The sequence below is a fragment of the Saccharopolyspora erythraea NRRL 2338 genome, assembly GCF_000062885.1.
Classification (GTDB): Bacteria; Actinomycetota; Actinomycetes; order Mycobacteriales; family Pseudonocardiaceae; genus Saccharopolyspora_D; species Saccharopolyspora_D erythraea.
The window spans coordinates 476,616-501,778 of sequence record NC_009142.1; the positions used below are offsets into that span (position 1 = coordinate 476,616).

General features: G+C 72.4%; 29 protein-coding genes. 14 read left to right on the forward strand and 15 right to left on the reverse strand.

All coding sequences use genetic code 11. The features are described from left to right. Positions 1 to 286 precede the first annotated feature (286 nt). Complete coding sequence (locus tag SACE_RS02075) at positions 287 to 523, forward strand: hypothetical protein (RefSeq protein ID WP_011873053.1); 237 nt, start codon at positions 287 to 289, stop codon at positions 521 to 523. Positions 524 to 822: 299 nt separating this feature from the next. Here SACE_RS02075 and SACE_RS02080 read toward each other — a convergent pair whose 3' ends face one another. Further along, positions 823 to 1,653: an ABC transporter permease gene (locus tag SACE_RS02080; protein WP_009947466.1), complete on the reverse strand. Its 831-nt coding sequence runs from the start codon at positions 1,651 to 1,653 to the stop codon at positions 823 to 825. Next, the gene (locus tag SACE_RS02085) at positions 1,650 to 2,618 is read right to left on the reverse strand and encodes a daunorubicin resistance protein DrrA family ABC transporter ATP-binding protein (RefSeq protein ID WP_009947465.1); all 969 of its coding nucleotides are present in this window, start codon (positions 2,616 to 2,618) and stop codon (positions 1,650 to 1,652) included. The genes SACE_RS02080 and SACE_RS02085 overlap by 4 nt, the downstream gene beginning before the upstream one ends. 129 nt (positions 2,619 to 2,747) lie before the next feature. Here SACE_RS02085 and SACE_RS02090 point away from each other — a divergent pair, with 129 nt between their 5' ends. Then, a complete protein-coding gene (locus SACE_RS02090) occupies positions 2,748 to 3,755 on the forward strand; it encodes an endonuclease/exonuclease/phosphatase family protein (RefSeq protein WP_009947464.1) in 1,008 nt (335 codons plus the stop codon). A 71-nt stretch (positions 3,756 to 3,826) separates the two neighbouring features. On the opposite strand, the gene SACE_RS02095 is transcribed toward SACE_RS02090, so the two are convergent. After that, positions 3,827 to 4,333: a MarR family winged helix-turn-helix transcriptional regulator gene (locus SACE_RS02095; protein WP_009947463.1), complete on the reverse strand. Its 507-nt coding sequence runs from the start codon at positions 4,331 to 4,333 to the stop codon at positions 3,827 to 3,829. A 47-nt stretch (positions 4,334 to 4,380) separates the two neighbouring features. Here SACE_RS02095 and SACE_RS02100 point away from each other — a divergent pair, with 47 nt between their 5' ends. Further along, positions 4,381 to 6,003, forward strand: coding sequence for an FUSC family protein (locus SACE_RS02100; protein WP_011873054.1), 1,623 nt, complete (start codon positions 4,381 to 4,383; stop codon positions 6,001 to 6,003). A gap of 70 nt (positions 6,004 to 6,073) precedes the next feature. Here SACE_RS02100 and SACE_RS02105 read toward each other — a convergent pair whose 3' ends face one another. From SACE_RS02105 to SACE_RS02130, 6 genes are all read right to left on the reverse strand, one after another. Next, on the reverse strand, positions 6,074 to 6,382 hold the full coding sequence (locus SACE_RS02105) for an antibiotic biosynthesis monooxygenase family protein (RefSeq protein ID WP_021341537.1): 309 nt from the start codon (positions 6,380 to 6,382) through the stop codon (positions 6,074 to 6,076). A 17-nt stretch (positions 6,383 to 6,399) separates the two neighbouring features. Next, positions 6,400 to 8,358 carry a YhgE/Pip domain-containing protein gene (locus SACE_RS02110; RefSeq protein WP_143538049.1) on the reverse strand — a complete coding sequence of 653 codons (1,959 nt, stop codon included), beginning with the start codon at positions 8,356 to 8,358 and terminating at the stop codon, positions 6,400 to 6,402. Beyond that, complete coding sequence (locus SACE_RS02115) at positions 8,337 to 9,014, reverse strand: ATP-binding cassette domain-containing protein (protein ID WP_009947457.1); 678 nt, start codon at positions 9,012 to 9,014, stop codon at positions 8,337 to 8,339. Before SACE_RS02115 ends, SACE_RS02110 begins: the two co-directional genes overlap by 22 nt. A 158-nt stretch (positions 9,015 to 9,172) precedes the next feature. Continuing rightward, entirely contained in the window at positions 9,173 to 9,700 is a 528-nt protein-coding gene (locus SACE_RS02120; protein WP_009947456.1) for a 2'-5' RNA ligase family protein, read from the reverse strand. 3 nt (positions 9,701 to 9,703) lie between these two features. Beyond that, positions 9,704 to 10,612, reverse strand: coding sequence for an HhH-GPD family protein (locus SACE_RS02125; RefSeq protein WP_009947455.1), 909 nt, complete (start codon positions 10,610 to 10,612; stop codon positions 9,704 to 9,706). A gap of 58 nt (positions 10,613 to 10,670) precedes the next feature. Beyond that, positions 10,671 to 11,204 carry a beta-class carbonic anhydrase gene (locus SACE_RS02130; protein ID WP_009947454.1) on the reverse strand — a complete coding sequence of 178 codons (534 nt, stop codon included), beginning with the start codon at positions 11,202 to 11,204 and terminating at the stop codon, positions 10,671 to 10,673. Between the two features lie 189 nt (positions 11,205 to 11,393). Here SACE_RS02130 and SACE_RS02135 point away from each other — a divergent pair, with 189 nt between their 5' ends. Beyond that, positions 11,394 to 11,957: a hypothetical protein gene (locus SACE_RS02135; protein ID WP_231850027.1), complete on the forward strand. Its 564-nt coding sequence runs from the start codon at positions 11,394 to 11,396 to the stop codon at positions 11,955 to 11,957. A gap of 52 nt (positions 11,958 to 12,009) precedes the next feature. On the opposite strand, the gene disA is transcribed toward SACE_RS02135, so the two are convergent. From disA to SACE_RS02150, 3 genes are all read right to left on the reverse strand, one after another. Next, positions 12,010 to 13,122: a DNA integrity scanning diadenylate cyclase DisA gene (disA, locus tag SACE_RS02140; protein ID WP_009947452.1), complete on the reverse strand. Its 1,113-nt coding sequence runs from the start codon at positions 13,120 to 13,122 to the stop codon at positions 12,010 to 12,012. After that, positions 13,119 to 14,501 carry a DNA repair protein RadA gene (radA, locus tag SACE_RS02145; protein ID WP_009947451.1) on the reverse strand — a complete coding sequence of 461 codons (1,383 nt, stop codon included), beginning with the start codon at positions 14,499 to 14,501 and terminating at the stop codon, positions 13,119 to 13,121. Before radA ends, disA begins: the two co-directional genes overlap by 4 nt. Before the next feature lie 224 nt (positions 14,502 to 14,725). Further along, positions 14,726 to 15,379, reverse strand: coding sequence for a copper chaperone PCu(A)C domain-containing protein (locus SACE_RS02150; RefSeq protein ID WP_021341538.1), 654 nt, complete (start codon positions 15,377 to 15,379; stop codon positions 14,726 to 14,728). 300 nt (positions 15,380 to 15,679) lie between these two features. On the opposite strand from SACE_RS02150, the gene SACE_RS02155 reads away from it, so the two are divergent. The 4 genes from SACE_RS02155 to SACE_RS02170 all read left to right on the forward strand — a co-directional run bounded on the left by SACE_RS02155 (position 15,680) and on the right by SACE_RS02170 (position 17,629). Beyond that, positions 15,680 to 16,168: a CarD family transcriptional regulator gene (locus SACE_RS02155; RefSeq protein WP_009947449.1), complete on the forward strand. Its 489-nt coding sequence runs from the start codon at positions 15,680 to 15,682 to the stop codon at positions 16,166 to 16,168. 27 nt (positions 16,169 to 16,195) lie between these two features. Next, positions 16,196 to 16,870: a 2-C-methyl-D-erythritol 4-phosphate cytidylyltransferase gene (gene ispD, locus SACE_RS02160; RefSeq protein WP_009947447.1), complete on the forward strand. Its 675-nt coding sequence runs from the start codon at positions 16,196 to 16,198 to the stop codon at positions 16,868 to 16,870. After that, positions 16,867 to 17,343 carry a 2-C-methyl-D-erythritol 2,4-cyclodiphosphate synthase gene (ispF, locus tag SACE_RS02165; RefSeq protein ID WP_009947445.1) on the forward strand — a complete coding sequence of 159 codons (477 nt, stop codon included), beginning with the start codon at positions 16,867 to 16,869 and terminating at the stop codon, positions 17,341 to 17,343. The genes ispD and ispF overlap by 4 nt, the downstream gene beginning before the upstream one ends. An 85-nt stretch (positions 17,344 to 17,428) precedes the next feature. Next, entirely contained in the window at positions 17,429 to 17,629 is a 201-nt protein-coding gene (locus tag SACE_RS02170) for a hypothetical protein (protein WP_009947443.1), read from the forward strand. Between the two features lie 39 nt (positions 17,630 to 17,668). Here SACE_RS02170 and SACE_RS37330 read toward each other — a convergent pair whose 3' ends face one another. Continuing rightward, positions 17,669 to 17,821: a hypothetical protein gene (locus tag SACE_RS37330; protein ID WP_157355942.1), complete on the reverse strand. Its 153-nt coding sequence runs from the start codon at positions 17,819 to 17,821 to the stop codon at positions 17,669 to 17,671. An 18-nt stretch (positions 17,822 to 17,839) separates the two neighbouring features. Here SACE_RS37330 and SACE_RS02175 point away from each other — a divergent pair, with 18 nt between their 5' ends. The 3 genes from SACE_RS02175 (at position 17,840) to rlmB (ending at position 21,021) form a co-directional block, all read left to right on the forward strand. Then, positions 17,840 to 18,523: an HAD family hydrolase gene (locus SACE_RS02175; protein ID WP_009947442.1), complete on the forward strand. Its 684-nt coding sequence runs from the start codon at positions 17,840 to 17,842 to the stop codon at positions 18,521 to 18,523. Between the two features lie 132 nt (positions 18,524 to 18,655). Beyond that, positions 18,656 to 20,050, forward strand: coding sequence for a cysteine--tRNA ligase (cysS, locus tag SACE_RS02180; protein WP_011873058.1), 1,395 nt, complete (start codon positions 18,656 to 18,658; stop codon positions 20,048 to 20,050). A gap of 5 nt (positions 20,051 to 20,055) precedes the next feature. Next, on the forward strand, positions 20,056 to 21,021 hold the full coding sequence (gene rlmB, locus SACE_RS02185; protein ID WP_009947438.1) for a 23S rRNA (guanosine(2251)-2'-O)-methyltransferase RlmB: 966 nt from the start codon (positions 20,056 to 20,058) through the stop codon (positions 21,019 to 21,021). A 21-nt stretch (positions 21,022 to 21,042) separates the two neighbouring features. Here rlmB and SACE_RS02190 read toward each other — a convergent pair whose 3' ends face one another. After that, positions 21,043 to 22,095 (reverse strand): phospholipid scramblase-related protein, encoded by a 1,053-nt coding sequence (locus tag SACE_RS02190; protein WP_011873059.1) that lies wholly within the window; start codon positions 22,093 to 22,095, stop codon positions 21,043 to 21,045. Between the two features lie 181 nt (positions 22,096 to 22,276). Between SACE_RS02190 and SACE_RS02195 the strand changes: the two genes are divergently transcribed. Both SACE_RS02195 and SACE_RS02200 read left to right on the forward strand, forming a co-directional pair. Further along, complete coding sequence (locus tag SACE_RS02195; RefSeq protein ID WP_009947436.1) at positions 22,277 to 23,710, forward strand: MBOAT family O-acyltransferase; 1,434 nt, start codon at positions 22,277 to 22,279, stop codon at positions 23,708 to 23,710. A 13-nt stretch (positions 23,711 to 23,723) separates the two neighbouring features. Beyond that, positions 23,724 to 24,074: a lamin tail domain-containing protein gene (locus SACE_RS02200; RefSeq protein WP_331386503.1), complete on the forward strand. Its 351-nt coding sequence runs from the start codon at positions 23,724 to 23,726 to the stop codon at positions 24,072 to 24,074. 179 nt (positions 24,075 to 24,253) lie between these two features. On the opposite strand, the gene SACE_RS02205 is transcribed toward SACE_RS02200, so the two are convergent. Then, on the reverse strand, positions 24,254 to 24,547 hold the full coding sequence (locus SACE_RS02205; protein ID WP_009947434.1) for a hypothetical protein: 294 nt from the start codon (positions 24,545 to 24,547) through the stop codon (positions 24,254 to 24,256). Positions 24,548 to 24,836: 289 nt separating this feature from the next. On the opposite strand from SACE_RS02205, the gene SACE_RS02210 reads away from it, so the two are divergent. Then, the gene (locus SACE_RS02210; protein WP_009947433.1) at positions 24,837 to 25,103 is read left to right on the forward strand and encodes a hypothetical protein; all 267 of its coding nucleotides are present in this window, start codon (positions 24,837 to 24,839) and stop codon (positions 25,101 to 25,103) included. Positions 25,104 to 25,163: the final 60 nt, after the last annotated feature.

Here is a 25,163-nt window from a genome sequence, read left to right on the forward strand (position 1 = left end):
GTCGAAGGCGATGCCCTGTACGGCTGACGTCGCCGACTCGATTTCCGGTTCGAAGATCAGCAGTGCGTGATCACGAGTCCGATAAGGGTGTTTTTGAAATTCGATGGCGTTACGTGGTTTGCCGAGTGGGCCGGTGATCCCTAGCGTTGTGCGAAGTCGATCAAGGCGGGCGCCCGGAATTCGAGGTGCCCGGGTGCGCGGTCGGCAGGCGTGGAATACGAATCTCATATCTACGGATGGGACACGAATGCGCAAGTACGCTCGAATCCTGGGAGTGGCTGCCGCCGTGGCTGCCGCTGTGGTGGCGGGGGCCCCGGCCTTCGCCGCCGACGCCGGTGCCGCCGCGGCCGCCGCGGCCCAGAACGGCAACGGCGGTGACGGTGGCAACGCGGGCAACTCCACGAACGCGCTGAGCTGCCTGGTCGAGGTCGGCGTCGCGAACCCGAACAGCCCGGGTGGCTGCAACCCGAACTCCAACGGTGGTGCGGGCGGCGCGGCGACCGCTGCCCAGCAGGAGGACTGAGCCGCTCTCCCGGCGTTGCCGGGGCCCTCTCGTGCGAATGTGCCGGCCCCTCCGCGGGGTTGGCACATTTCGTGTTCCGGGCGCCGCTCATTGCATCGAACACGGAGTCGGTTCGCGAACCGGATTCCCAATTCGGGGAAATTCTCCTGAGCGGTCTCGTTCATTTGCGGGAATTCACCGAAAGCCGCCGCGAAAGCCGCCGAAAAACGACTCGTCCCCTCCCGCGTCCAGATCGCGGAAGGGGACGAGCGCGCTCGAGTCCGGGAAGTTCCCCGAAACCCCCGGGCGAGCGGGCCGGGTCAGACCCGGCGGCGGTAGGCCCACATTGCCAGTGGGAAGAACACGGCCACCAGCACGACCATCCAGATCAGCGTCGCGGTCAGCGGTCCGGCCACCGGCCCGCCGATCATCAGCCCCCGCGCGGTGTCGGCGAGCTTGGTCACGGGGTTGATCCCGTTCCACGCCTGCAACCAGCCCGGCATCGTCTCCAGCGGCACGAACACGTTGCTGCCCATCGTCAGCGGGAACATGAACGACATCGCCACGCCCGGCAGCGCCTGCTGGCTGCGGATCAGCATCCCGAGGAACACCGAGATCCAGCACATCGCCAGCGAGAAGGCGATCACCACCACGACCGCCAGCAGCGCCGACACCGCGTCGGTTTGGATGCGGAAGCCCATGATCGTGCCGAACACCAGCAGCACCGCGATCGACACCACGTAGCGGACGATGTCGCCCAGCACCGCGCCGATCAGCGGCGCCGACCGCGCGACCGGCAGGCTGCGGAACCGGTCGAACACGCCCTTGGTGATGTCGGTGTTGAGCTGCATGCCGGTGCCGAGGCTGGCGAAGACCATGTTCATCGCCAGCACCCCGGGCAGCGTGATCTGCAGGTAGGTGCCGGTGTCACCGGAGATCGCGCCACCGAAGAGGTAGACGAACATGACCAGGAACAGGATCGGCTGCAGGGTCACGTCGAGCAGGCCCGCGGGCGACTTGCGGATCTTGAGGATGCTCCGCCCGGCCAGCGTCAGGCCGTGCCGGACCGCCCGCAGCGGCCCGACCCGCTCGGCGGCGGGCGCGGGCGCCGCGCTGGTCGCGCCCGGGGTGGGTTCCAGGGTCGTCGTCATGCCGCCGTGCCCTCCTCCTCGTCGTCGCGGTCGGACGACTCGCCGGTGATGGCCAGGAAAACCTCGTCCAGGCTCGGCAGCCGCAGCGCGAGCTCGTCGGCGGTGATGCCCGCGTCGTCGAGCCTGCGCACCAGCGTCGACAGCAGCACCGGGTCGTCGACCGGCGCGGTCAGCAGCCCGCTGTCGTCGTCGACCTTGGGCTGCGCGCCGGTCAGCTCGGCGAGGATCGTGCGGACCGTCGCCAGGTCGGCGAGCGCGCTCGGCCGGACCTGCAACGTCTGCCCGCCGGTGCGGCGCTTGAGCTCGTCGGCGCGCCCGTCGGCGACCACGCGGCCCCGGTCGATCACGCTGATGCGGTCGGCGAGCTGGTCGGCCTCCTCCAGGTACTGGGTGGTCAGCAGGACCGTCACGCCCTCGCCGGAGAGGGCGCGGACCATGTCCCAGACCTGGTTGCGGCTGCGCGGGTCCAGCCCGGTGGTCGGCTCGTCGAGGTAGAGCACCTCCGGGCGGCCGACGAGGCTCGCGGCCAGGTCGAGCCGCCGCCGCATGCCGCCGGAGTAGGTCTTGATGGCCCTGCCGCCCGCGTCGGTGAGGCCGAAGCGGTCGAGCAGCTCGGCCGCGCGCGCCCGCGCGTCCCGGCGCGTCATCTCCAGCAGGCGGCCGATCAGGACGAGGTTCTCGGTACCGGTCAGCTCCTCGTCGACCGACGCGTACTGCCCGGCGAGGCCGATGCGGTTGCGCACCGCCACCGGGTGGCGCAGCACGTCGTGGCCCGCGACGACCGCGCGCCCGGCGTCGGGGCGCAGCAGGGTCGCCAGGATGCGGACCGCGGTCGTCTTGCCCGCGCCGTTGGGGCCGAGCACCCCGCGGATCGAACCGGCGGGCACCTCCAGGTCGACGCCTGCCAGCGCCGTGGTGGAACCGAAGCGTTTGACCAGACCCTCGGCCTGGATCGCGAATGACATGCAACCTCCCTCTGGGGCTCCGCGTCCCACTTTCGGCGCACCCGCTGACAGACTTCGCACATCGCGCTGACAGGCTGGGTGAGCTGGGGAACAGGCCGTGCAGGCCCTGGACCGAGGCGGGGGTGGCAGGTGGAGCGGACGCTCGACGACGTCGAAGCCGACGAGGACCGCGAGCCCGGGCGGCGCAAGTCGCCGGCGGTGACGGCGTTGCTCGTGCTGGCGGCGCTTGGATTCCTCGGCTGGGCCGCGCTGCCGCTCACCGGCTACGACTCGAACCGCTACGCGGCTGCCCTGGTGGCGCTGACGCAGTACGCGGTGCCGGTCGGCCTGTTGCTGGTGGTCCTGGCGCTGGTGCTGCGCCGGTGGCTGACCACCCTGGTCGTCGGCCTGGTGACCGCGGCGCTGGTGGCGTCGGTCGCGCCGCGCGCGATCCCGGACCCGCCGACCCCCGTGCAGGGCACCCCGCTGAATGTGATGTCGGCGAACCTCTACTTCGGCGAGGCCGACGCCGCGCGGATCGTCGAGCTGGTGCGGAGCAACGACGTCGACGTCCTGAGCCTCCAGGAGCTCACCCCCGCGCTGGCGGCGGCGCTGGACCGGGCCGGCCTGGCCCAGGTGTTGCCGCACCGGGTGTTCGAGGCGCACCCGGGGGCGGAGGGCACCGGCATCGCCTCGCGCTACCCGTTGCGGAGCCTGGCCCTGGTGCCGCCGACGACGATGCGCCAGCCGTCCGCGCTGGTGGACCTGCCCGGCAGCCGGGACGTGGAGTTCGTCGCGGTGCACCCGGTCATCCCGGTGGGGAGCGACACGGTGGGGGACTGGCGGCGCGAGATCACCGTACTGCCGCACACGCCCGCCGAGGGACGGCCGCCGAGGGTGCTGGCGGGGGACTTCAACGCCACGCTCGACCACAGCCCGCTGCGCGGTCTGCTCGGCCGCGGCTACGCCGACGCAGCCGAGGTCGCGGGCGCCGGCCTGGCGCCCACCTGGCCGCGCGCCGGCGCCTGGCTACCGCCTCCGGTGACGATCGACCACGTGCTGGTCAGCGAGGGTGTCGTGGTGCAGGACTACCGCACGTTCGAGGTCGCGGGCGCCGACCACCGCGCTGTCGTCGCGCACCTCGTCGTCGCGGGCTGACGGACCGCCGCCCGGCTGCTCGCTGAGGGCGGCTGTTCGCGCTGACAGTGGTGCCGGGTGTCCTGGCGGCGTCAGCCCAGCGGCCCCGGGCCTTCCAGCGCGCCCAGCAAGTCGGCCAGTCCGGTGACCAGCTCCTGGCGGCGACCGGGGTCCAAGCCCGAAAGCAGATGCCGCTCGGCCTCCAGGTTCCGGCGGAACGCGCGGTCGATCACCTCGCGTCCCTGCTCGGTCAGGGCGATGCGGGCGCTGCGCCGGTCGCGCGCGTCGACGGCGCGCTCCAGCAGGCCGCGCTCGGCGAGCTGCTGGATCCGCTTCGTGGTGGCCGCACCGGAGGACACCGTCAGGCTGTTGAGGCGTCCCGGGGTCACCGGGGCATCGGACCGCCGCAGGGCGCAAAGCAGGTCGAACTCCGCCCGGTTGAGCCCCTCCTCGGCGAAGGCGGCGTCGAGGCGCTGGCGCAGGACGGCGGAGGCCCGCAACACGCGTCCCACCACGTCGATGCTGGTGGTGTCGAGGTCGGGGTGGACCTCCCGCCACTGCGACCGGGCGGTGTCGATCAGATCGGGTGTACGTTCCATCTCACTGTTGCTTCACTCGTGAAATATTTCGGCTAGCGTAGCAGCACGTGCCGACCACTGTGCTGACTCGACGTCTCGGGGACACCTTCCGGCTGCGCAGGGGCGGGCCGGTGGTCTGGCCCGCGACCCGCGCCTTCGTCTCGGTGCTCGCGCCGATGGCCGTGCTGCTCCAGCTCCACCGCCTCGACCTGGCCGCCGGTGCCGTTTTCGGCGCGCTGACCAGCGTCTACGGCCGTAGCGAGCCCTACCGGCAGCAGGCGCGGACGCTCGCGGCGGTGGCCGTCACGATGGTCCTCGCGGTCGCGGCCGGCGATCTCATCGCGGTCTTCGGCGCCGGACACGCCTGGCACGAGGCGCTGGCGCTGCTCGGCACGGCGGTGGTCGGCGCCGTGACCACCGCCGCCGCCACCGCGGCGAAGGTCGGCGCGCCCGGCGGGCTGATCTTCGCCTTCGCCACCGGGGCCTGCGCGCACCTCGCGCTGGAGCCTGCCGACCTCGGCCCGCACCTCGCGGTCGCCGCCGCCAGCGCCGCGTTCGCGTGGGCGGTGAGCACCGCGGGTGCCGTGGTCAGCGGGCTGGGACCGCAGCGCCGGGCCGTCGCGGCGGCCCTGGAGGCCACCGCGGCGCACCTGGAGTCGGGCGGCGACCTCGCGACCCGCCACCGCGCCGCGGTCGCCGTCGAGACCGCCTGGAACAGCGTCGCGCTCGTCGGCCGACGGCATCGGGAGACGCGGGCACACCTCGACCTGGTGCGCGCGGTGGAGACCTGCGAGGCCCTGCTCGTGGAGTCCGGCGACGCGGATGTGGACGCGTTGCGCGCCGCCGCTACCGCAGTCGGCGCAGGCAGGCCGCTCCCGCTCTCCGGACGGTCCGCCGCGACGGTCGTGCCGCCCGCACCGCAGTCGCGCTGGGTGCTGGTCCGCGGCGTCATGCGCGCCGCGCTGCGCCCGAAGCGCCACGGGAGCTCGTGGCTGCTGCCCTACGCCGCCAGGGTCGGCGTCGCGGCGCTGCTGGCCGGGGCGCTGGCCGACCTGGCAGGCATCGGCCACGCGTACTGGGCCGCCGTGTCGGCGGTGTCGGTGCTGCAGGCGACCAGCACGTCGACCTCGGTGCCGCGGATGATCCAGCGCGTCCTTGGCACGGTCTTCGGCGTTTTCGTCGGAGTCGCGGTGCTTGCGGCGCAGCCCGGCCCGTGGGTGCTGGTCGCGGTGCTGGCGGTGTTGCAGTGGGGTGCGGAGATGACCGTCATGGCCAACTACGCCCTGGGACTGTTCTTCGCGACGCCGGTCGCCCTGCTGGTGAGCGGGCTGGCCACGCCGGCGGAACCGGCCGAGCTGGCCTCCAACCGCTTCTGGGCGACACTGCTCGGCGGCGCGATCGCCGTGGGGGTGGCGTGGCTGGCGCCCCGCGGACCCTGGCTGGGGCGGGTGCACCGGGCGCTGGCGCGGGTCCGCGACCTCAGCGCGGAGACCCCGCCGCGCCCGAAGGCGCTGCGTGCTGCGCTGGTCGAGCTGCACGACGCCTACGACGTCGCGCAGGGCGAGGTTCGCGACGCGGAGCTGCCGACGGAGGAGCTGCTCGAGGTCTCGCACCGGGCGTACGCGCTGGCGGACTCCGCACCGCCTGCGACCGGGCATCCGACGCCGACGCCGGCGGCACCACCGACCTGACCGCGCGCCCGGCCCATGGGGCGTTCGGGTCGCTGTGGCACCCCGAACGCCCCACGGGGGCGTGCCGGTCTCAGCCCTGCGGCTTGGACTCCTGGACCACCTCGAACTCCAGCAGGCTGGATCCGGTGGCCACCGGGTTCTTGTGCTCACCGGCGTGGGCCTCCTTGGCCGGGCCCTGGGCCCAGTTCTGGAAGTCCTCCTCCGTCTCCCACCGGGTGTAGACGAAGTACCGGTTCTCGCCGTTGACCGGGCGCAGGAGCTCGAAGCCCAGGAAGCCCGGTGCGCTGTCCACCGAGCCGTGCCTGCTCGCGAACCGCTTCTCGAGCTCGGGGCCCTTGCCTTCGGGGACCTCGATCGCATTGATCTTCACAACCGCCATATAGCAAGCCTACGCATCTACAGCGCGACCTGCGGGTGAAGCCTGCCGACGGTCCACATCCGCTGCCGCATCACCACCGCGGTGGTCATGGCCAGCGCCACCACCAGGAAGCCCGCCAACATCACCGCGGACCGCACCAGCACGTCGGTCAGGCCACCGGAGATCGTCACCCGCAGGCCGTCGACGAGGTAGGTCATCGGCAGGTACGGGTGGATCACCTGGAACGGGCCCGGGGTGGTCTCCACCGGGTAGAGCCCGCCGCAGGCGGTCAGCTGCACCATCAGCAGCACCAGCGAGAGCAGGCCGCCGACCGCGCCGAACGCCGTGCGCAGCAGGTGGTCGATGGCCACGAACGCCGCCACCGCGAGCGCGACCAGCCCGATCGTCCACCACATGTGCCTTGGCTGGAGGCCGAGCCCGAGGTCGACCGCCCCGTACAGCAGGAGCCCGCCGACCACTCCGAGCGCCGCGGCGGGCAGGTAGCCGGCGAGCGTGATCGTCGTCGCGCCGACCCGTCCGGCCACGGCGCGCGAGTTGAGCGGCCTGAGCAGCAGGTATGCGAACAGGCCGAACACCCACAGCGCGATCGAGAAGAAGAACGGGGCCAGGCCGCGGCCGTAGACCGAGGCCGGGTTGAGGTTGGCGGTCTCGATCCGCGCGGGCGAGGCGAGGACGTCGGCGGCCTGGGCGACCCGCCCCGGGTTGGTCGGCGGGATCTGGTCGAGGCCGCCCGCGATCAGTCCCTCGATGCGCTTGGCCCCGGTGTTGAGCTGGTCCGCGCCGGTCTGCAGCACGCCGCTGTTGGCGACCAGCGTGCTGAGCCCGCTGGTGACTCCCCTGGACCCGGCTTCCAGCTCCCCGGTGCCCTTGGTGAGGGTCTCCATCGGCCCGGTGCTCTCCCGCACCTGCTCACGCAGCGGTTCGACCTCCTTCTGCAACGCCCGCGCCCGGGAGTCGGCGTCCTGCGCGGTGCCGAGCGCTCGTTCGGCGGCGTCGGAGGTGGCGGTGGCGGTGGCCGAGAGCCGGCGGGCGTTGTCCAGCGCCCGCCGGTAGACCGGGTCGTCCCCGACCGCAGGGTGCTTGCGGGCCAGCTCCTGCAGGTCGGTCACGCCCGTCGCGGACCCGTCGCGGACGGCCGCGGTCGCGGTGCTGATCTCGTCGAGGGTGCGCACCGCGACGCCGCTGGCGCCGACGACCGAGCCGACCGCGTCGGGCAGCTTCTCGGTGGCGACGTCGGTGAGGTCTCCGATCTGGGCGTCGAGCTGCGCGGTCGCGGAGGAGATGTCGGAGACCCCGCGCGAGATCCGGCCCGCGCCGTCCCGCACGCCGCTGAGGCCCTTGGTCAGCGCGGCCGTGCCCTGCTCGCCCAGCTCGGATCCCTTGACCAGCTCCTTGGACGCCTCCGACGCCATCTGCAGCTTCTCGCGGGCCTGGTCCAGCTCGCCGTAGAGCGCGCGGGCGTAGCTGGCGTGGGCGGCGGCGTTGATCTGGTTCTGCAGCTGCGACTTCACGGTGTCGGCCATGATCCCGACGATGAAGCCGTTCGCGTCGTTCTTGGTGACCAGCAGCTCGGCCCGCTTCGGCTCGGCGTCGGCGGCGCTGGCGAGCTTCGCGCTGAAGTCGCGCGGAACCTCGATCGTGAAGTAGTAGCGCCCCTGCTCCAGGCCGCGCCGCGCGTCGGCGCCGTCGGTGAAGTGCCAGTCGAAGGTGCGGGCGGCCTTGAGCTGTCCGACGAACTGGCCGCCGGCGTCGATGAGCTCCCTGTCGTGCAGCACCGGGCGGTCGTTGTTGACCACGGCCACCGGCACCGCCCCGAGCCTGCCGTAGGGGTCCCAGTTCGACCACAGGTAGAGCCCGCCGTAGAGCAGCGGCACCAGGATCAGCACCAGCGGCACCCAGCGCCGCACCGGACCGCGGAACCGCAGGAACTCCAGCCGTGCCAGCCTGATCGCCTTCACCGCAGGCCCCCGTTCCACGAGAGGACCTCGGTCGGCTCGCCGAACTGGAACAGCGGCAGGTGCACCACGACCGCGTCGCCGGGAGGCGCGTCGGTCGAGCCCGCGACCACCGTCATGCCGGTCTGGGCGACCGCCCGCAGCGCGGACCACACCCGCGCGCGGCTGCCCCGCGGCAGGCCCACGTCGACGTCGTCGACCACGATCGCGGCGGGATCGGCGGCGACGGCCAGCGCGATCGACAGCAGCAGCCGTTCGGCCGGGTGCAGCTCGCAGACCAGCGCCCACGGGTCGGGGTCGAGCCCCACGGCCGCGAGGGACTTCTCGACGTCGAGCTCGGACACCCCGAAGATCAGCCGCTGCTCGGTGACGGCCTCGCGGACGCGGTACTTGTCCTCCAGCTCGAAACCCGGGCGCAACCGCGCGGGCAGCACCAGCTTGCGCACCGCCCTGGCCCGCGCGGGCAGCACGTAGCCGGAGACCTCCAGATATCCGGCGACCGTCCGCAGCCTGCCCGCCAGCGCGTAAAGCAGTGCGGTCCGGCCGCTGCCGCCGGGACCGGTGACCACGCCGAGATCGCCGGGCCGGAACCGCAGGTCCACGTTCTCGAAGACGATTCCCTCGGGGCCGAGCGCGGTGATTCCCCTGGCGAAGAAGTCGGCGCCGTCGATGTCCACAGCAGGCTCCTAACGTCGCACGCTGGCTGATCCAAAGTGGCTGCCAGCGAGGACGTGGGCAACTCGTAGCAGCCGCCCGCGCGATGTCTACTGTGGACCAGGCCGTTCCGGGTGGCCGTCCGGATGCCCCGTTGGAATGAACTTGGCGGAGCGGGCCGTCAGAGCGCCAGCACGGTCTCGACGTCTCCGGTGCGAGTGTCGATGACGCCGATCTCGCTGACCGGTGCCCGGATCGGTTCCGGCGGGCACAGCTCGGTGAAGCCCTTGGCCAGCTCGGCGCCGGTGATCCCGATGGCCAGCGTGCAGTGCGGGATCCACGCGCCCGGGAAGTAGTAGGCCGACGGGGCCGAGACCTTGCCCGCCAGCACGTCGTGGACCGCGGAGTGCACCGCGATCAGCTCGGTGTCGACGACGGCGCCGAGCAGCAGCACCGACTCGTCGCTGGGGAAGGTGCCCAGCGTGTAGAGCCACAGGTCGGGCACCGAGAGCAGGCTCAGCTCGGCGCGCAGGTCGTGGCGCGCGCCCTCGGGGATCCGGCCCGCGACGGCGAGCGTGACGTGCGGCCGATGCCTGCGGTGACCGCGGGAGGCCAGGCTCGGCACCCCGGCCGCCTCCAGTCGTTTCCACAGCGCCCGGACCGCGTCCTCGGCGGAGTCGTCGAAGAACAGCCCGAGCGCGTGCGCCATGGCTCAGTGCTCGCCGGGGAGCGCGAACCGGCCGTCGTCGGTCTGCTCCAGCAGCCCGTCGACCAGCAGCGAGTCCAGGCAGCGGTCGCGCTGGCCCGCGTCGGCCCACACCGCGTCGAGCTGGTCGCGGGTGACCGGGCCGTCGGTGCCGCGCAGCACGTCGAGGAGCTTGCCGCGCACCTGGCGGTCGGTGCCCGCGAACTTCTGGACCTTCTTCGGCGGACCGGCGTAGGCGGGCCTGCCCGCGTGCTGCCAGGCGCAGTCGTGGGCGATCGGGCACGTCTCGCACGCGGGGGAGCGGACGGTGCAGACGACCTGCCCCAGCTCCATCAGCGCCGCCGACAGCCGCGCGGCCTCGGCGTCGGTGTCGGGCAGCAGCGCCTCGACGTCGGCGAGGTCCCGCCTGGTCGACGGCGGGCCCGCGTCACCGGCGCCGTGGACCGCGCGGGCCACGACGCGGCGGACGTTGGTGTCCACGACGGGAGCGCGCCTGCCGTAGGCGAAGGCGGCCACCGCGCGGGCGGTGTAGGCGCCGATGCCGGGCAGCGCCAGCAGGGTGTCGACGTCGGAGGGGACCACGTCGCCGTGCTCGGCGGCGATGGTGCCGGCGGCCTCGTGCAGGCGCAGCGCCCGGCGCGGGTAGCCCAGTTTGCCCCACGCGCGCAGCACCTCGGCCTGGCCGGCCGCCGCCAGGTCGGAGGGGCGCGGCCAGCGCGCCATCCACTCCTCCCAGATGGGCTGCACCCGGGCCACCGGGGTCTGCTGGAGCATCGTCTCGCTGACCAGCACACCCCATCCGGTCGTGCCGGGAGCGCGCCACGGCAGCGGGCGCGCGGTCGCCGCGAACCAGTCGATGAGCTCGACGGGGTTCAGCGGGGAGGTTGCGGCATCTCGTTCGGCACCGATCTTCATGTCGCTTCCGATAGTGCCAGGCTCGCCGGCCGGTCCGGCCGGGTGGTCCGGGCCGCTCTCAGCCGCGCGCCCCGGTGGGGGCGGAGGCGTCCGCAGCGGTCTCGAAGACCTCGGTCAGGGCACCCGTGCCGATGTCGGCCACGAAGCCGCGCAGGCTCGTCGTCAGGCCCAGGAACGGGCTGCGCCGCACGCGTGCCATGCACTGGCGCACGTCCTGCTCGGCGTCGGCGAAGGTCTCCACCGACCACGACGGCCGCTGGCCGGTCTCGGCCTCCAGCTCGCCCTTGAACTCACCTTCGGTGAAGGTCGCCATCCCGCAGCCGGTGTGGTGGATGAGCATGACCTCGCGGGTGCCGAGCTTGCGCTGGCTGACCGCCAGCGACCGGATCACGTCGTCGGTCACCGCCCCGCCCGCGTTGCGGATGACGTGCGCCTCGCCGGTGCTCAGCCCGAGGCTCGCACCGAGGTCGATCCGGCAGTCCATGCACGTCACGACCGCGACCCGCAGCGAGGGCTGCGCGGGCAGGCCGGGATCCCGGGCGTCGCGGACGTGGAGCTCGTTGCGGTGCACGATCTCGTCGCAGGCGGTCACAGTTCCTCCCGGCAGCGGTGTCCGAACGTCGGGGTCCGCGTCGCGGCGCGGCTACTGCGTTCGAGGGAACCCCTGGCGTGGCATTTTGACAAGGCTTTCCTGATCCACACCACATTTCCCGATACGCCTGAACAGGTGAGCGTGGCTTCGGGCACGCTCGGTAGCGCCGGGGCTACCTTCAGTCGCGTGATGGACCCCATGGGACCGCTGCCGTCCGCGGTGTACTGGCGCCGCAGGGCGGTCGCGCTGTCCGCCGCCGCCCTGGCGGTGGTGCTCTCCGGATGGGCGGTCGTGGCCGTCACCGGCGGCGAGCCGCGACCGCGGGCGGCGTCGGCGCCTCCGCCACCACCCCCGACGGCGTGCCCGGACCGCGCGCTGCGGATCGTCGCCGAGCCCCTCAAACCCGAGTTCCGCCTCGGCGACGGCGTCGGCCTGCGCATCGTGGTGATCAACGACGGCGACCGCGCCTGCCTGCGCGACACCAACCGCGAGCTGCGCGAGCTGCGGGTCACCACACCCGACGGCGAGCACGTCTGGGGCAGCAACGACTGCTACCGCGAGTCCACCAACGAGGTCCCGCTGCTGCGGCCGGGCCAGTCGGTGCACAACGACGTCCTGTGGACCGGCGAGCGCTCCGCGCCGGAATGCCCGCCGACCGCCGAGGTGGCGCCCGCCGGGGAGTACCTGCTGGTCGCCAGGCTCGGCGGGCTCACCAGCCGGCCGGTGCCGTTCCGCCTGATCGGTCAGTCGTAGCGCGCAGGACACTCGCTCCCGCGGATCCGGTTCTGTGCCAGGACGTCGACGGTCAGGCGTAGCGGTCCATGATCGAGGCTTCGGCCAGCCGGGACAGGCCCTCGCGGACCTGCCGCGCCCGCGACTCGCCGACCGACTCCACCACGCTCAGGTCCTCGGCGGTCGCCGCCAGCAGGTTCTGCAGCGAACCGAAGTGCTCGACGAGCTGCTTGCGGGCCACCGCGGGCAGCCTCGGCACCCTGGCCAGCAGCCGGTAGCCGCGCGGCTGGAGGTGCTGGTCCAGCACCTCGGGCGTACCGGGGTAGCCGAACGCCTTCGCGATCGCGGTGAGGTCCAGCAGCTCGGTCCCGTCCAGCTTGGCCAGCGCCTCGGCGACCTCCTCGGACGTCGGCATCGGACCGCCGGTCGGCAGGTACTCCTGCACGATCAGCTCCCGGTCGACGTCGACCCGGTCCAGCGTCCGGCCGCGCTTCCCGGTGCCGCGAGTGTCCCGCTCGGCGCCGACCAGCTCGTCGAGCTGGAGCTCGATCAGCCTGCCGTCCTGGCCGAGCTCGACCACGTCGACCTCGATCTCGTCGGCGATGCGGCGCACCATCTCCAGTCGCTGCACGACGGTCATCGCGTCCCGCAGCGTCACGTAGTCCTCGATCTCCAGCGCCGACAGGGTCTGGGCGACCTCGGCCAGCCGCGCCGTGTAGCGCTCCAGCGTGGCCAGCGCCTGGTTGGCGCGGGAGAGGATGTCCGGCGAACCGATGAGCAGGTGGCGGTGGCCCTGGAAGTAGAGGCTGATGATGCTCATCGACTGGCTCACCGAGACCACCGGGTAGCCGGTATGGATGGCGGTGCGCTCGGCCGAGCGGTGCCGCGTTCCCGACTCGTCGGTCCGGATGCTGGCGTCGGGGACGAGCTGCACGTTGGCGCGCACGATCCGGGTCGCGTCGGAGGAGAGCACCACCGCACCGTCCATCTTGGACAGCTCGCGCAGCCGGGTCGCGCTGAACTCGACGTCGAGGTGGAAGCCGCCGTCGCACAGCGACTCCACCACCTCGTCGTAGCCGAGCACGACCAGCCCGCCGGTGCGGCCGCGCAGGATGCGTTCCAGGCCGTCGCGCAGCGCCGTGCCGGGCGCGAGCCAGGCGAGCGTGGCGCGCAGCTTCTCGTTCACGTCCGGGCCCGCTTGAGGACGCGCAGCGCGGCGCGGATGTCGGGCACGACGGTGGTCCGCACGCCGCGCGGCAGCGGACCGGAGTCCGGCGGCACCAGCGCGTGGTCGAAGCCCAGCCGGGCCGCCTCGGCGAGCCTGCGGCCGACGGCGTTGACCCGGCGGATCTCGCCCGCCAGCCCGACCTCGCCCACTGCGATCACGTTCGACGGCAGCGGCACGCCCCGGCGAGACGAGGCGACCGCCAGCGCCACGGCGAGGTCGGCCGCAGGCTCGGAGACCTTCATGCCGCCCACGGTCGCCGCGAACACCTCCTGGTCGCCGGTCTTGACCCCGCCGTGCTTGTCCAGCACCGCGAGCATCATCGACACGCGCGCGGAGTCCAGTCCGCTGACCGCGCGCCGCGGCATCGTCATCTGGGTGGGCGTCACCAGCGCCTGCACCTCGGCCAGCAGCGGGCGCTTGCCCTCGACCATGACCGTCACCGCGGTGCCCTCGACCTGCGTCTCCTGGCGGTTGACGAACAGCCCCGACGGGTCGGCGACCTCGGCGATGCCGTCGTCGCGCTGCTCGAAGCAGCCCACCTCGTCGGAGGGGCCGAAGCGGTTCTTGACCCCGCGCAGCATCCGCAGCGAGGAGTGCCGGTCGCCCTCGAAGTGCAGCACCACGTCGACCAGGTGTTCCAGCACGCGCGGACCCGCGACCGCGCCGTCCTTGGTCACGTGCCCGACCAGCAGCACCGGCAGCCCCCGCTCCTTGGCCAGCGCGACCAGCGCGGAGGTCACCGCGCGCACCTGGGTCACGCCGCCGGGGCTGCCCTCGGCCTCCGGTGACTGCACGGTCTGCACGGAGTCGACGATCAGCAGGCCGGGCTTGACCGAGTCCACGTGCCCGAGCACCGAGCCCAGGTCGCTCTCGGCGCCGAGGTAGAGCTGCGGGTGGACCGAGTCGGTCCGCTCCGCCCGGAGGCGCACCTGACCAGCGGATTCCTCACCCGTGACGTAGAGGGAGGGCCCGCCCCCGCCGGTCGCGGCCCAGCGGTGGGCGACCTCCAGCAGCAGCGTGGACTTGCCGACTCCGGGCTCGCCGGCCATCAGCACCACCGCGCCCGGCACGATGCCGCCGCCGAGCACGCGGTCGAGCTCGCCGATGCCGGTCGAGACCGCCCGCGCGGAGTCGAGGTCGACCTCGGCGATCGGGCGGGCCGGGGTGGCCGGGGCGCCCGCGGCGACCTTGGCCAGCGCGGGCCGGGCCGCGGCGGCCTCGTCGATCGTGCCCCACGCCTGGCAGCTCGGGCAGCGACCGACCCACTTGGCCACCTCGTGGCCGCAGTCGGCGCAGCGGAAGCCGGGACGGGCGGTACGGGCGTTCTTCGCGGGCACGGCGCGAGGCTATCTGCCGCATCCGACCACGTCGTGGCGACCACCCGGGCGGCGCGCCGGACGGCCCGGGCTCACCCACCCGTCGGCATGTCCCTGGTCGGGTGGGGCGGCCGCGCCCGGCCGCACGCCGTGCAGCGGGCCCGGGACGCCGTGGAGCCGGCCCCGGACACGGCGAAGGGCCGCCCGCTCGTCGCGGACGGCCCTGCCGTTGGCTCTCGCCGGGGTCAGTGCCCGGAGCCGTGCGGGGTGCCGTGCTCGGGGCGCGGCTTGTGGTCGGGGCCGATCGGCACCTGCACCGTCACCGAGCCCGCCTTCTCGAAGACGAAGGTCACCGGGATGGTCACCCCGGGGGTGATGTCCTGGGTCAGGCCGTTGAGGGTGATGCGGATCTCGCGCTGGTCGGACGGGCCGCCCTGGGCGCTGGGCTGGGCGGTGGGCGCGTTGCTCGCGGTCGGCGCGTTGCTCGACGTCGGCTCGTGCTGCGTCGTCGCGTGCCCGGACTCCTGCTGCGCGCCGTCGGCGTGCAGCGCGGTGCCCGCGGGCAGGTCGGTGGTGCCCGCGATCTCGGCGTTGGCGGCGTAGGTGCTGGAGACCTGGACCAGGCGGTCGTCGACGGCGCCGTCGTTGGACAGGACCAGCTTCAGCGGGGCGGAGGAGCCCGCCCGGTAGAGGCTGCCGTGCTCGGGGAAGGTCATCTGCGCGTCGCGGACGGCGATCTCCTTGACCGTCCCGTTGCCGCCGCTGACGGCGGCGACCTGGGTGTCGGTCTCGGTCACCTGGCCGGCGCTGCATCCTCCGAGTGCGACGACGGCGCCGAGTCCGAGTGCGGCCGAGGCCATCCGCAGGCGAACGGCCTTCTGGTGCTGTGGGCGGCTCACGGTTGCAGCGTCCTTCCTGATTGCCGGACAACCGGGAGGGAGCTTAATCCCCCGCGTGCGCGGGGTCGGCCGAGCCCCCTGCGCGGGCCCCGCGCCGACCCGCCGCCGGGGTGCCGCGATGATCTCCATCGTCCGTCCACAATGGATCATTTCATGGTCCCGAAGGGGTGCGCCTTGCATGCCCGGCGGTCGTTTGTCAACCCCCGTCCATGGCCTGACCTGCGATTACGGATGGTGAGGCGGTCGAGGCCCGGTTGTGGCCCGTGTTAAACTGGGCATAGCGAAAGGGGCAGAGGACACATGGTTTTCAAGGTCGGAGAGACCGTCGTCTACCCGCATCACGGTGCCGCGCTCATCGAAGCAATCGAGACTCGTGTGATCAAGGGCGAGGAGAAGCAGTACCTCGTCCTGAAAGTCGCGCAGGGTGACCTGACCGTACGCGTTCCCGCCGACAACGCCGAGATCGTCGGCGTCCGGGACGTCGTCGGCCAGGAGGGTCTCGACCGGGTCTTCGACGTGCTGCGTGCGCCGCACACCGAGGAACCGACCAACTGGTCCCGTCGGTACAAGGCCAACCTCGAGAAGCTCGCCTCCGGCGATGTGAACAAGGTGGCCGAAGTGGTGCGCGACCTCTGGCGACGCGAGAAGGATCGTGGCCTGTCCGCAGGCGAGAAGCGCATGCTGGCCAAGGCTCGTCAGATACTGGTCAGCGAGCTGGCGCTGGCCGAAGGTACCGACGAGGGCAAGGCGGAGACCCTGCTGGACGAAGTCCTTGCCACCGCGGTCTGACCACCACCGGAACCGGAACCACCAGGCGTGAGCGTCGTCGCGCTCGTCCCCGCCGCTGGTCGCGGGGTGCGGCTGGGCGCCGGGGTGCCCAAGGCGCTGGTTCCGGTCGCGGGTGAGTCGTTGTTGTCGCGCGCGGTCCGAGGTCTGCACGACTCGGGCCGCGTGAGGCACGTCGTGGTGGCGGCACCGGCCGACGAGGTGCCCGCCGTGGAGGCCGAGCTCGCGTCGTTGCGGTCCTTCGTGCATGTGGTGCCCGGAGGAGCGGAACGAACCGACTCGGTGCGGCTGGCGCTCGCCGAGGCCGAGCGGGTCGTGCCCGACGCGCGCGTGGTGCTGGTGCACGACGCCGCGCGGGCGTTCACCCCGCCGTCCGTGGTGCGCGACGTCGTGCGCGCCGTCGAGGAGGGCGCGCCGGCGGTCGTGCCGGTCCTGCCCGTCGCCGACACCATCAAGCAGGTCGATGAGGCTGGCGACGTCGAGACGACGGTGGACCGCTCGCGCCTGCGCACAGTCCAGACCCCCCAGGGATTCGCCATCGACGTGCTCCGCCAGGCGTACGCGGCGGCCGGTGACATCGCCACCGACGACGCCGGGCTGGTCGAGCGCATCGGCGGGAAGGTGAGCACCGTGCCCGGGCACCCGCACGCCCTCAAGATCACCACGGCCTTCGACCTCGCCATCGCCGAGGCGGTGCTCGCGTGATCCCCAGGATCGGCCAGGGCGTGGACGTGCACCCGGTCGAGGCGGGCCGCGAGTGCTGGGTCGCCGGGCTGCTGTGGCCGGGCGAGGACGGCTGCGCAGGGCACTCCGACGGCGACGTCGCCTCCCACGCGCTGTGCGACGCGCTGCTCTCGGCGGCCGGGCTCGGCGATCTCGGCGCGGTCTTCGGCACCGGCGACGACCGCTGGGCCGGGGCGCACGGCGCCGAGCTGCTCACCGAGGCCCGGCGGCGGGTCACCGAGGCCGGGTTCGGCATCGGCAACGCCGTCGTCCAGGTCGTCGGCAACCGTCCGCGCATCGGCAAGCGCCGGGAGGAGGCGCAGCGGGTGCTCTCGGAGGTCGTCGGCGCCCCGGTGTCGGTCTCCGGCACCACCACCGACGGGCTCGGGCTGACCGGTCGCGGCGAGGGGATCGCGGCGGTCGCGACGGCTCTGGTGTTCCCCGTGGAGAGTTAACGCGCTGCTACCTTGGGGCGAAGTCGGGGAAAGTTCAGGGTCTGCTCCCTAGGCGTCCGGCATGTCGCCGGGTCATCCTCGACTCATGGTGATCGAGCGGTATCGGTGGGTGCGTCGACTGCTCGTAGGGCAGCCGGTGGTCGCGTGGCCGTGCAGTTGGTTCCTGTGGTCGAGCGGTGGCGGTGTGAACCTGGCCGTCGCCGTGGTGCTGCTGTGGGCGAGTGCCCTCGGCAGCGTGGTGGCGATCGTCGCTCCGATGCGGCGCCAGGAGGCGCGGCGCTGCTGATCGCGCGCGGTTCGCGGCCCGCCGGGCCGGGCCCGTCGATCACACGTCGCCGATCGTCGCAGCAGTCCTGGTGATGGCGTGCGCGCGGGTGCGCCGAGGAGGCCGACCTCCGGCCGGGACAGCGATGCCGTGCGCCCGCCGCTGGGCCGTCGAGGTGGTGTAGCCCTCAGATGCGTGCGGTGGGTAGATCATCCCCATAACGTTGCCGGGGTGAGTGCGCGCGCGGTGTTCTTCGACTTCTCCGGCACCCTGTTCCGGCTGGAGCAGGACGAGTCCTGGTTCGCCGGGGTCACCGACTCCGGCGGCGCCCCGCTCGACGCGGAGGCGCAGGCCGAGCTGATGCGGCGGATGACGGCCCCTGTCGGCCCGGTGGTGGGGGTGGACGCCGAGCACCAGCACGCTTGGGAGAACCGCGACCTCGATCCCGAGCTGCACCGCAAGATCTACCGGGAGTTCCTGCGCCGCAGCGGTGTCGCCGTCGCCGAGCAGGTCGACTCGCTCTACCGGCGACTGGTCGACCCCGGCAGCTGGACGCCCTACCCGGACACCGCCGAGGTGCTGAGCAGGCTGCACTCCGACGGGGTGCGGATCGCGGTGATCAGCAACATCGCCTTCGACATCAGGCCGGCCTTCGAGAGGCTGGGCGTGACCGGACTCGTCGACGAGTTCGTGCTCTCCTACCTCGAAGGGGTGATCAAGCCCGATCCGAAGATCTTCCTGCGCGCCGCCGAGCGGGTCGGTGTCGAGCCCGGTGACGCGCTGATGATCGGTGACCACGCGGACGTCGACGGCGCGGCCGCGGCGGTCGGATGCCGGGTCGCCATCGTGGATCCGGCACCGACCTCCGAACGCCCGGACGCGCTGCTCACGGCGGTCGCCGAGCACGGTTTCTGACCGCTGGTCCCAGGCCGCCGACGTCCCTTCGGCGGAGTCCGGCGCGCACCGGGTGGAGGCACCCGGACGGGTGCCCGGGCGGGCGGTGCGGCGGAGGGAACCCGTTTTGGGCGTGCCCGTACCATCAGGGGCGTGAGCCTGCACCTACATGACACAGCGACCCGCACGATGCGCGAGTTCCACCCGCGCCTCGCCGGAGTGGCGTCGATCTACGTCTGCGGTGCCACGGTGCAGGGCGTTCCGCACATCGGCCACGTCCGCGGCGGCCTGAACTACGACGTGCTGCGGCGCTGGCTGGTGCACAACGGCTACGACGTACGCCTGGTGCGCAACGTCACCGACATCGACGACAAGATCCTCACCAAGGCCGCCGACGCGGGCCGCCCCTGGTGGGAGTGGGCCACCGCGCACGAGCGGGCCTTCGAGAGCGCCTTCGACCGGCTGGGTTGCCTGCCGCCGTCGGCGCTTCCCCGGGCCACCGGCCACATCACGCAGATGATCGAGCTGATGCAGCGGCTGATCGACAAGGGCCACGCCTACGCGGCGGGCGGCGACGTGTACTTCTCCGTCGCCTCCTACGCCGAGCACTACGGCAGGCTCTCCGGGCAGCGGCTCGACGAGGTCCAGCAGGGCGAGAGCACCGCGAGCGGCAAGCGCGACCCCCGCGACTTCACGCTGTGGAAGGCCGCCAAGCCCGGCGAGCCGAGCTGGCCGACGCCGTGGGGCGACGGCCGCCCCGGCTGGCACCTGGAGTGCTCGGCCATGTCGACCTACTACCTGGGCAGCGAGTTCGACATCCACGGCGGCGGCCTGGACCTGGTGTTCCCGCACCACGAGAACGAGCTCGCGCAGTCCACCGCCGCCGGTGACGGCTTCGCCCGCTACTGGATGCACAACGCGTGGGTCACCATGAGCGGCGAGAAGATGTCGAAGTCGCTGGGCAACACCGTGGCGATCCCGGCGATCCTGCAGCGGGCCGCCGCCCCGGAGATCCGCTACTACCTGGTCGCCCCGCACTACCGCTCGACGATCGAATACTCCGAGCCCGCGCTGGCCGAGGCGATCTCGGCCTACCGGCGCATCGACTCCTTCGTCAACCGGGTGCGGCAGCGCACCGGCGAGGTCGGCCACGGGACGGTGCCCGCCGAGTTCGCCGCGGCGATGGACGACGACCTGTCGACGCCGCAGGCGATCGCCGTGGTGCACAACGCCATCCGCGAGAGCAACGCCGCGCTCGACCGCGGCGACGACCGGGCCGCCAACGAAGCGGCGGCCTCGGTCCGGACGATGACCGACATCCTCGGTCTGGACCCGCTGTCCGAGCAGTGGGCCGACACCCGCGGCGCGGACGACGCCGCGCACCACGCGTTGTCCGAGCTGGTGGGCAGCATGCTCCAGCAGCGCCAGCAGGCCCGCGCGGAGCGCGACTTCGCCACCGCCGACGCGGTGCGGGATCGGCTGCAGGCATGCGGAATCGCCGTCGAGGACACCCCTGACGGTCCGTTGTGGACATTGAAAGACGGGTAAGCGAGTTGGCAGGCAACGACAGGCGCCGGGGCGCGATCCGCAAGCCGGGCTCCAAGAAGGGCATGGTGGTCGGTTCCGGCGGTCAGCGGCGCAGGGGACTGGAGGGCAAGGGTCCGACGCCGAAGGCGAAGGACCGGGTCAGCCACCCGGCCAAGCGCAAGGCCGACGCGGCGAAGGCGCGTGCCGAGCAGCAGCGGACGCGGCACCGGCAGAAGGAGAGGTCCGACAACGCCGAGGTGATCGCCGGCCGCAACCCGGTCGCCGAGTGCATCCGCGCCGGAGTGCCCGCGTCGGGTCTCTACGTCGCGCAGGGCATCGACGCCGACGACCGCGTCACCGAGGCGGTGCGCGGAGCGGGCTCGCGGGGCATCTCGGTCGTCGAGGTCCAGCGCGCCGAGCTGGACCGGATGACCGGCGGCGCGATGCACCAGGGCCTGGCGCTGCAGGTGCCCGCCTACGAGTACGCCCACCCCGAGGACGTGCTGACCGAGGCGCACAACTCCGGGCTGCCGCCGCTGATCGTCGCGCTGGACGGCGTGACCGACCCGCGCAACCTGGGCGCGGTGATCCGCTCCGCGGCGGCCTTCGGCGCGCACGGCGTGATCCTGCCGCAGCGCCGCAGCGCGGGGCTGACCGCGGTCGCGTGGCGCACCAGCGCGGGCACGGCGGCCAAGCTCCCGGTCGCCAGGGCGGTCAACCTCACCCGCACCCTGAAGGACCTGAAGTCCGAGGGGCTGATGGTCGTCGGACTGGACGCCGACTCCGACATCACCTCCGACGAGCTGGAGCTCGCGACCGGTCCGCTGGTCGTCGTGGTCGGTTCGGAGGGCCGCGGGCTGTCGCGGCTGGTCCGCGAGACCTGCGACCAGACGGTGTCCATCCCGATGGCCGGCAGCGTGGAGTCGCTCAACGCCTCCGTCGCGGCCGGCATCGTGCTCGCCGAGGTCGCGAGGCGCCGCCGCGCCCGCTGAGCCGTCCGGGCGCGGCGCGCGTCAGCGCTGCGCCTGGCCGAGAACGGTGTCGACAGTCAGCGCGGAGGCGACGACGAGGCTGTTCAGCGGCTCGGGCAGCGGACGGAAGATCTGCAGGACGTAGTTGTCGGCCGTCGTGAACGCGGCCTTGGCCAGCCCCTGCCAGGTCTTGCTGATCTGCCCGACCTGCTGCTCGTCGCGGTCGAGCACGCGCAGGTCCCAGGCGCGCAGGTTCTCGGCGTGGATGCCGCCGACGCGCTGCCCGCCGGCCTCGAAGGCGAACCGGACCTTGCCCCAGACGTTCTCCATCCGGATGTCGCCTACAGGGGAGCCGTCCGGGCGCTGGACGTGCACGGTGGACTTCCACATCGTGGCCGGGCGGGTCAGCCGCAGCACCGGCTGTCCGGCGACGTCCCGGATCTCCAGCGTGACCGTCATCAGCGAGTCGAGCTTCGTCAGCAGCCGCAACGCCTTCTGCGCACCGCTCTGCCCGGTCTGCACGACCGACCCGATCTGGCGGCCGGTCTGGTCGTAGACGGCGTACTCGTTGGCCATCTCGATCAGTTTGGCCTTCTGGTTGACCACCAGGACCGGCTCGGTGAACAGGGTCCCGCCGCCACCGCCGACGTGGCCGCCGACGCCGGCGCGCTGCTGCACCTGCTGCTGGACGGAAGCCGAGTCGCCGGTGCCGCCGAGCGCCAGCTCGATCGACGAGGAGTCCTCGGCCTGCGGCATCGGTGACTGGTGCGGTCCCTGCTGGAAGGGCCGGCCCGGCTGCTGGACCGGCTGGCCCGGCGCGGGGGTGCCGGGCGGCATGGGCTGGCCGGGCGCGAGCGGCTGCGCGGCCGGTGCCTGCGGCGGCATCGGCTGTGGCGGGCCCGGCTGCTGCGGCTGGGCTGCGGGCCCCGGCTGGGCCATGGGCTGGGGCTGTGCGGCGGGCTGCGGCTGTTGCTGCGCGGCGGGTTGCGGCTGGGCGGGCTGCGCGTGCGGCGTCCACTGCCTGCCGTCCCACCAGCGCACGTATCGCGGATCTGCCTGGTCCGGGTACCAGCCGGGCGGTGGCGGAGCGCTCATGGCGGTCAGGCTAAGCGATCGGTGCCGCCCGTGTACGTGGATTCGACCGCCTCGCCGCTGATCCGCCGAGCCGAGTTCGCGCGGCTGTCGTGAATCGGACTCGGATAGGGTCTGGCGCGGCTAGAGTTCAGTCGCAGTGCAACGAGGGAGGCATGGGCTTCCCGTACCCCGAGGCCCACCGATGTCGTTCGCAAGTCCGCTGTTCCTCTGGTATTTCCTGCCGTTGGTGCTGGTGGCCGTGCTGGTCGCGCCGCGCCGCGCGCGCAACGCGGTCGTCGCCGCGGCGAGCCTGCTGTTCTACGCCAGCGGCGCGGGCGGGACGACGTTGCTGCTGCTGGCCTGCATCGTGGTCAACTTCGTCGCGGGCCGCTTCCTGGAGCCGGACCAGTGGAGTGCTGGGCAGGGCAGGCGCAAGCTGCTGCTGATCGGCACCGTCACCTTCGACCTGCTGATCCTCGCGCTGTGGAAGTACGCCGGGTTCGCCACCGAGCAGGCCGCGGTGCTGGCGAGCTGGTTCGGCGGCGGGTTCCCCGTTCTGCAACTGGCGCTGCCGATCGGGATCTCCTTCTACACGTTCCACCACATCTCCTACGTGGTGGACATCTACCGCGGCGAACGCCCGGCGCTGCGCGACCCGGTTTCCTTCGTCACCTACATCGCGATGTTCCCGCAGCTGGTGGCCGGTCCGATCGTGCGGTACCGGGAGATCGCCGACCAGCTCCCGCAGCAGCGCACGCACCGGCTCGACGACATCGCCGCCGGCTTCCCGCGGTTCGCGTGGGGGCTTACCAAGAAGGTCGTCATCGCCGACACCCTCGCCCCGATGGTCGACACCGCGTTCGCGACCCCGGCCGAGGACATGACCTTCGCGATCGCCTGGCTCGGCGCCATCGGCTACGCGATGCAGCTCTACTTCGACTTCTCCGGCTACTCCGACATGGCGATCGGGCTCGGGCGGATGCTCGGTTTCCGGCTGCCGGAGAACTTCGCGCGCCCGTACTCGTCGGTGACCGTGACCGAGTTCTGGCGGCGCTGGCACATGTCGCTGTCGCGGTGGTTCCGCGACTACGTCTACATCCCGCTCGGCGGCAACCGGCACGGCGTGGCGAAGACGTACCGGAACCTGGCGATCATCTTCGTGCTGACCGGTTTCTGGCACGGCGCGGCGTGGACCTACCTGGTCTGGGGGCTGTTCCACGGGCTGATGCTGGTAGTCGAGCGGGCCACCGGCCTCGACCGCGCACCGTCGGCGCCCGCCGCGCGCATCGGCAGGCGTGCGCTGACGATGCTGCTGGTGGTCGTCGGCTGGGTGTTCTTCCGGGCGCCCGACCTGGGCACCGCGTTCACGATGCTGGGCCACATGCTGGTGCCGGACCTGGGCGGGCTCGGCGACATCGTGTCGGCGTCGGTGACCAACCAGCGGATGTTCTTCCTGCTGGTCGCCCTGGTCGTGGTGTTCCTGCCGGCGAACTCGGGTACCGGGCCGTTCCTGGAGTCGGTGCGCTCCCGCCCCGCCAACGTCCTGCGCGTCAGCGTCCTCACGGCCGGCCTGGCCTACTCCGGCCTGCTGGTCGCCACTGGATCCTTCAGCCCGTTCCTCTACTACCAGTTTTAAGGCTGCTCTGCACATTCGCGCTGCCGAAGTGGATTCGGGACAGGTCAAGGGGACCCAGGCCGACGAGTACGTCGAGATCCAGAACCGGGGCCCCGTCGCCGCCGAGATGTCGGGCTGGGTGCTGGGCGCCGACGACTCCGGCCAGGACTTCACCTTCCCGCCCGGCACGGTGTTGCAGCCGGGACAGCGGATCCGGGTCTACACCAATGAGATGCACCCCGGCTACGGCGGCTTCTCCTACGGCATCAAGCGGCCGATCTGGAACGACAAGGGCGACACCGCCAGGCTGAAGGACGCCAACGGGCACGTGGTCTCCAAGCTGCCCTACGGCGAGAAGGCCAAGGTTGGCGCGGGCAAGCCCTGATCGATCCTGACGTGCGCTTCTCCCTCGGCGTGATCAGCCGGGGAAGACGCCGACCAAGCGGGCCGGGCTATCGCATCTCGCGTAGCGCGGCCCGCCCATGTCGTCCGGACCTGGTCGCCGGCGTGCACGCTCGCTCGAGGCGCCGGGCGGCGAGCTGCCGTGGTCTCGCCGCTAGCCGCTCAGTGCTCGTCGTAGTGGTCGCCGTGGGGGGCGTGGCGGCAACCGTCGTGCAGGTAGTCCACGTGGTCGCCGTGGGGGACGGAGACGTGGCCGCAGCCCTCGCCGTGCACGTGGTCGTGCTGCTCGTGCGTGGTGTGCTCGCCGTTCTCGCACTCGTCGTAGTGGTCGCCGTGCGCGCGGTGCAGGTGGCCGTCGTGCACGTAGTCGATGTGGTCCTGGTGCGGTATCGCGACGTGCCCGCAGCCTTCACCGTGGACGTGGTCGTGGCCGGTGTGCTGGGTGTGCGTTGCCATCGCTGGCCTCCTGCGGTTGGTGCCGGCTGCTCCGCGGCCGACGGGCTACGGACGCCCCCGATGCTGCGCCTGCCCCCAATGACTCGCATCCGGTGAGCCTGAACCCCGTGGCGGAACTCGAAAGAGCTTCGTCGTCACTTGACGTCAGCGATGGTGCGGCCGCGTTTCCCCTTCGGTGGATGCGGTGACCACCGTCGGCGGAGATCGTCGATCTTGGATTGCGGGGCCCGTGGCGGGGGCAGAGGCTTCCACGTGCCAAGCCTCGCAATCCACTCCCGCAGGAGGAACCGTGTCTCGAACCGCACTCCGCTGGACAGTCGCCGCCACCGCCGCGGCCGCGCTGACCCTCGGTGGTGGCACCGCCGCCTTCGCCCAGGAGCTCACGATCCGGCCGGCGAACTCGAACCAGCCGGGGAGCCTCCTCGTCCTGCTCGACCTGGGGCGCGAATACCACGTCCACCCCGCGCCGCAGAGCACGCAGGCCAAGCAGGCCACGAACGCGACCGCCACGAGCAACACCACCAAGCCCGGCACCGTCTCCGGATCCGCCATCTGAGCCCAGGCCCCGATCAGAGCTCAGCCCACGCCCTCCCAGGCCCACGCACGCCCCGGCCGC

Coding starts and splice junctions, on each gene's coding strand:
- SACE_RS02080 (WP_009947466.1), bottom strand. CDS start 1,653: ATGACGACGACCCTGGAACCCACCCCGGGCGCGACCAGCGCGGCGCCC.
- SACE_RS02085 (WP_009947465.1), bottom strand. CDS start 2,618: ATGTCATTCGCGATCCAGGCCGAGGGTCTGGTCAAACGCTTCGGTTCC.
- SACE_RS02095 (WP_009947463.1), bottom strand. CDS start 4,333: ATGGAACGTACACCCGATCTGATCGACACCGCCCGGTCGCAGTGGCGG.
- SACE_RS02105 (WP_021341537.1), bottom strand. CDS start 6,382: ATGGCGGTTGTGAAGATCAATGCGATCGAGGTCCCCGAAGGCAAGGGC.
- SACE_RS02120 (WP_009947456.1), bottom strand. CDS start 9,700: ATGGCGCACGCGCTCGGGCTGTTCTTCGACGACTCCGCCGAGGACGCG.
- SACE_RS02125 (WP_009947455.1), bottom strand. CDS start 10,612: ATGAAGATCGGTGCCGAACGAGATGCCGCAACCTCCCCGCTGAACCCC.
- SACE_RS02135 (WP_231850027.1), top strand. CDS start 11,394: ATGGACCCCATGGGACCGCTGCCGTCCGCGGTGTACTGGCGCCGCAGG.
- SACE_RS02155 (WP_009947449.1), top strand. CDS start 15,680: ATGGTTTTCAAGGTCGGAGAGACCGTCGTCTACCCGCATCACGGTGCC.
- SACE_RS02170 (WP_009947443.1), top strand. CDS start 17,429: ATGGTGATCGAGCGGTATCGGTGGGTGCGTCGACTGCTCGTAGGGCAG.
- SACE_RS37330 (WP_157355942.1), bottom strand. CDS start 17,821: ATGATCTACCCACCGCACGCATCTGAGGGCTACACCACCTCGACGGCC.
- SACE_RS02190 (WP_011873059.1), bottom strand. CDS start 22,095: ATGAGCGCTCCGCCACCGCCCGGCTGGTACCCGGACCAGGCAGATCCG.
- SACE_RS02195 (WP_009947436.1), top strand. CDS start 22,277: ATGTCGTTCGCAAGTCCGCTGTTCCTCTGGTATTTCCTGCCGTTGGTG.
- SACE_RS02205 (WP_009947434.1), bottom strand. CDS start 24,547: ATGGCAACGCACACCCAGCACACCGGCCACGACCACGTCCACGGTGAA.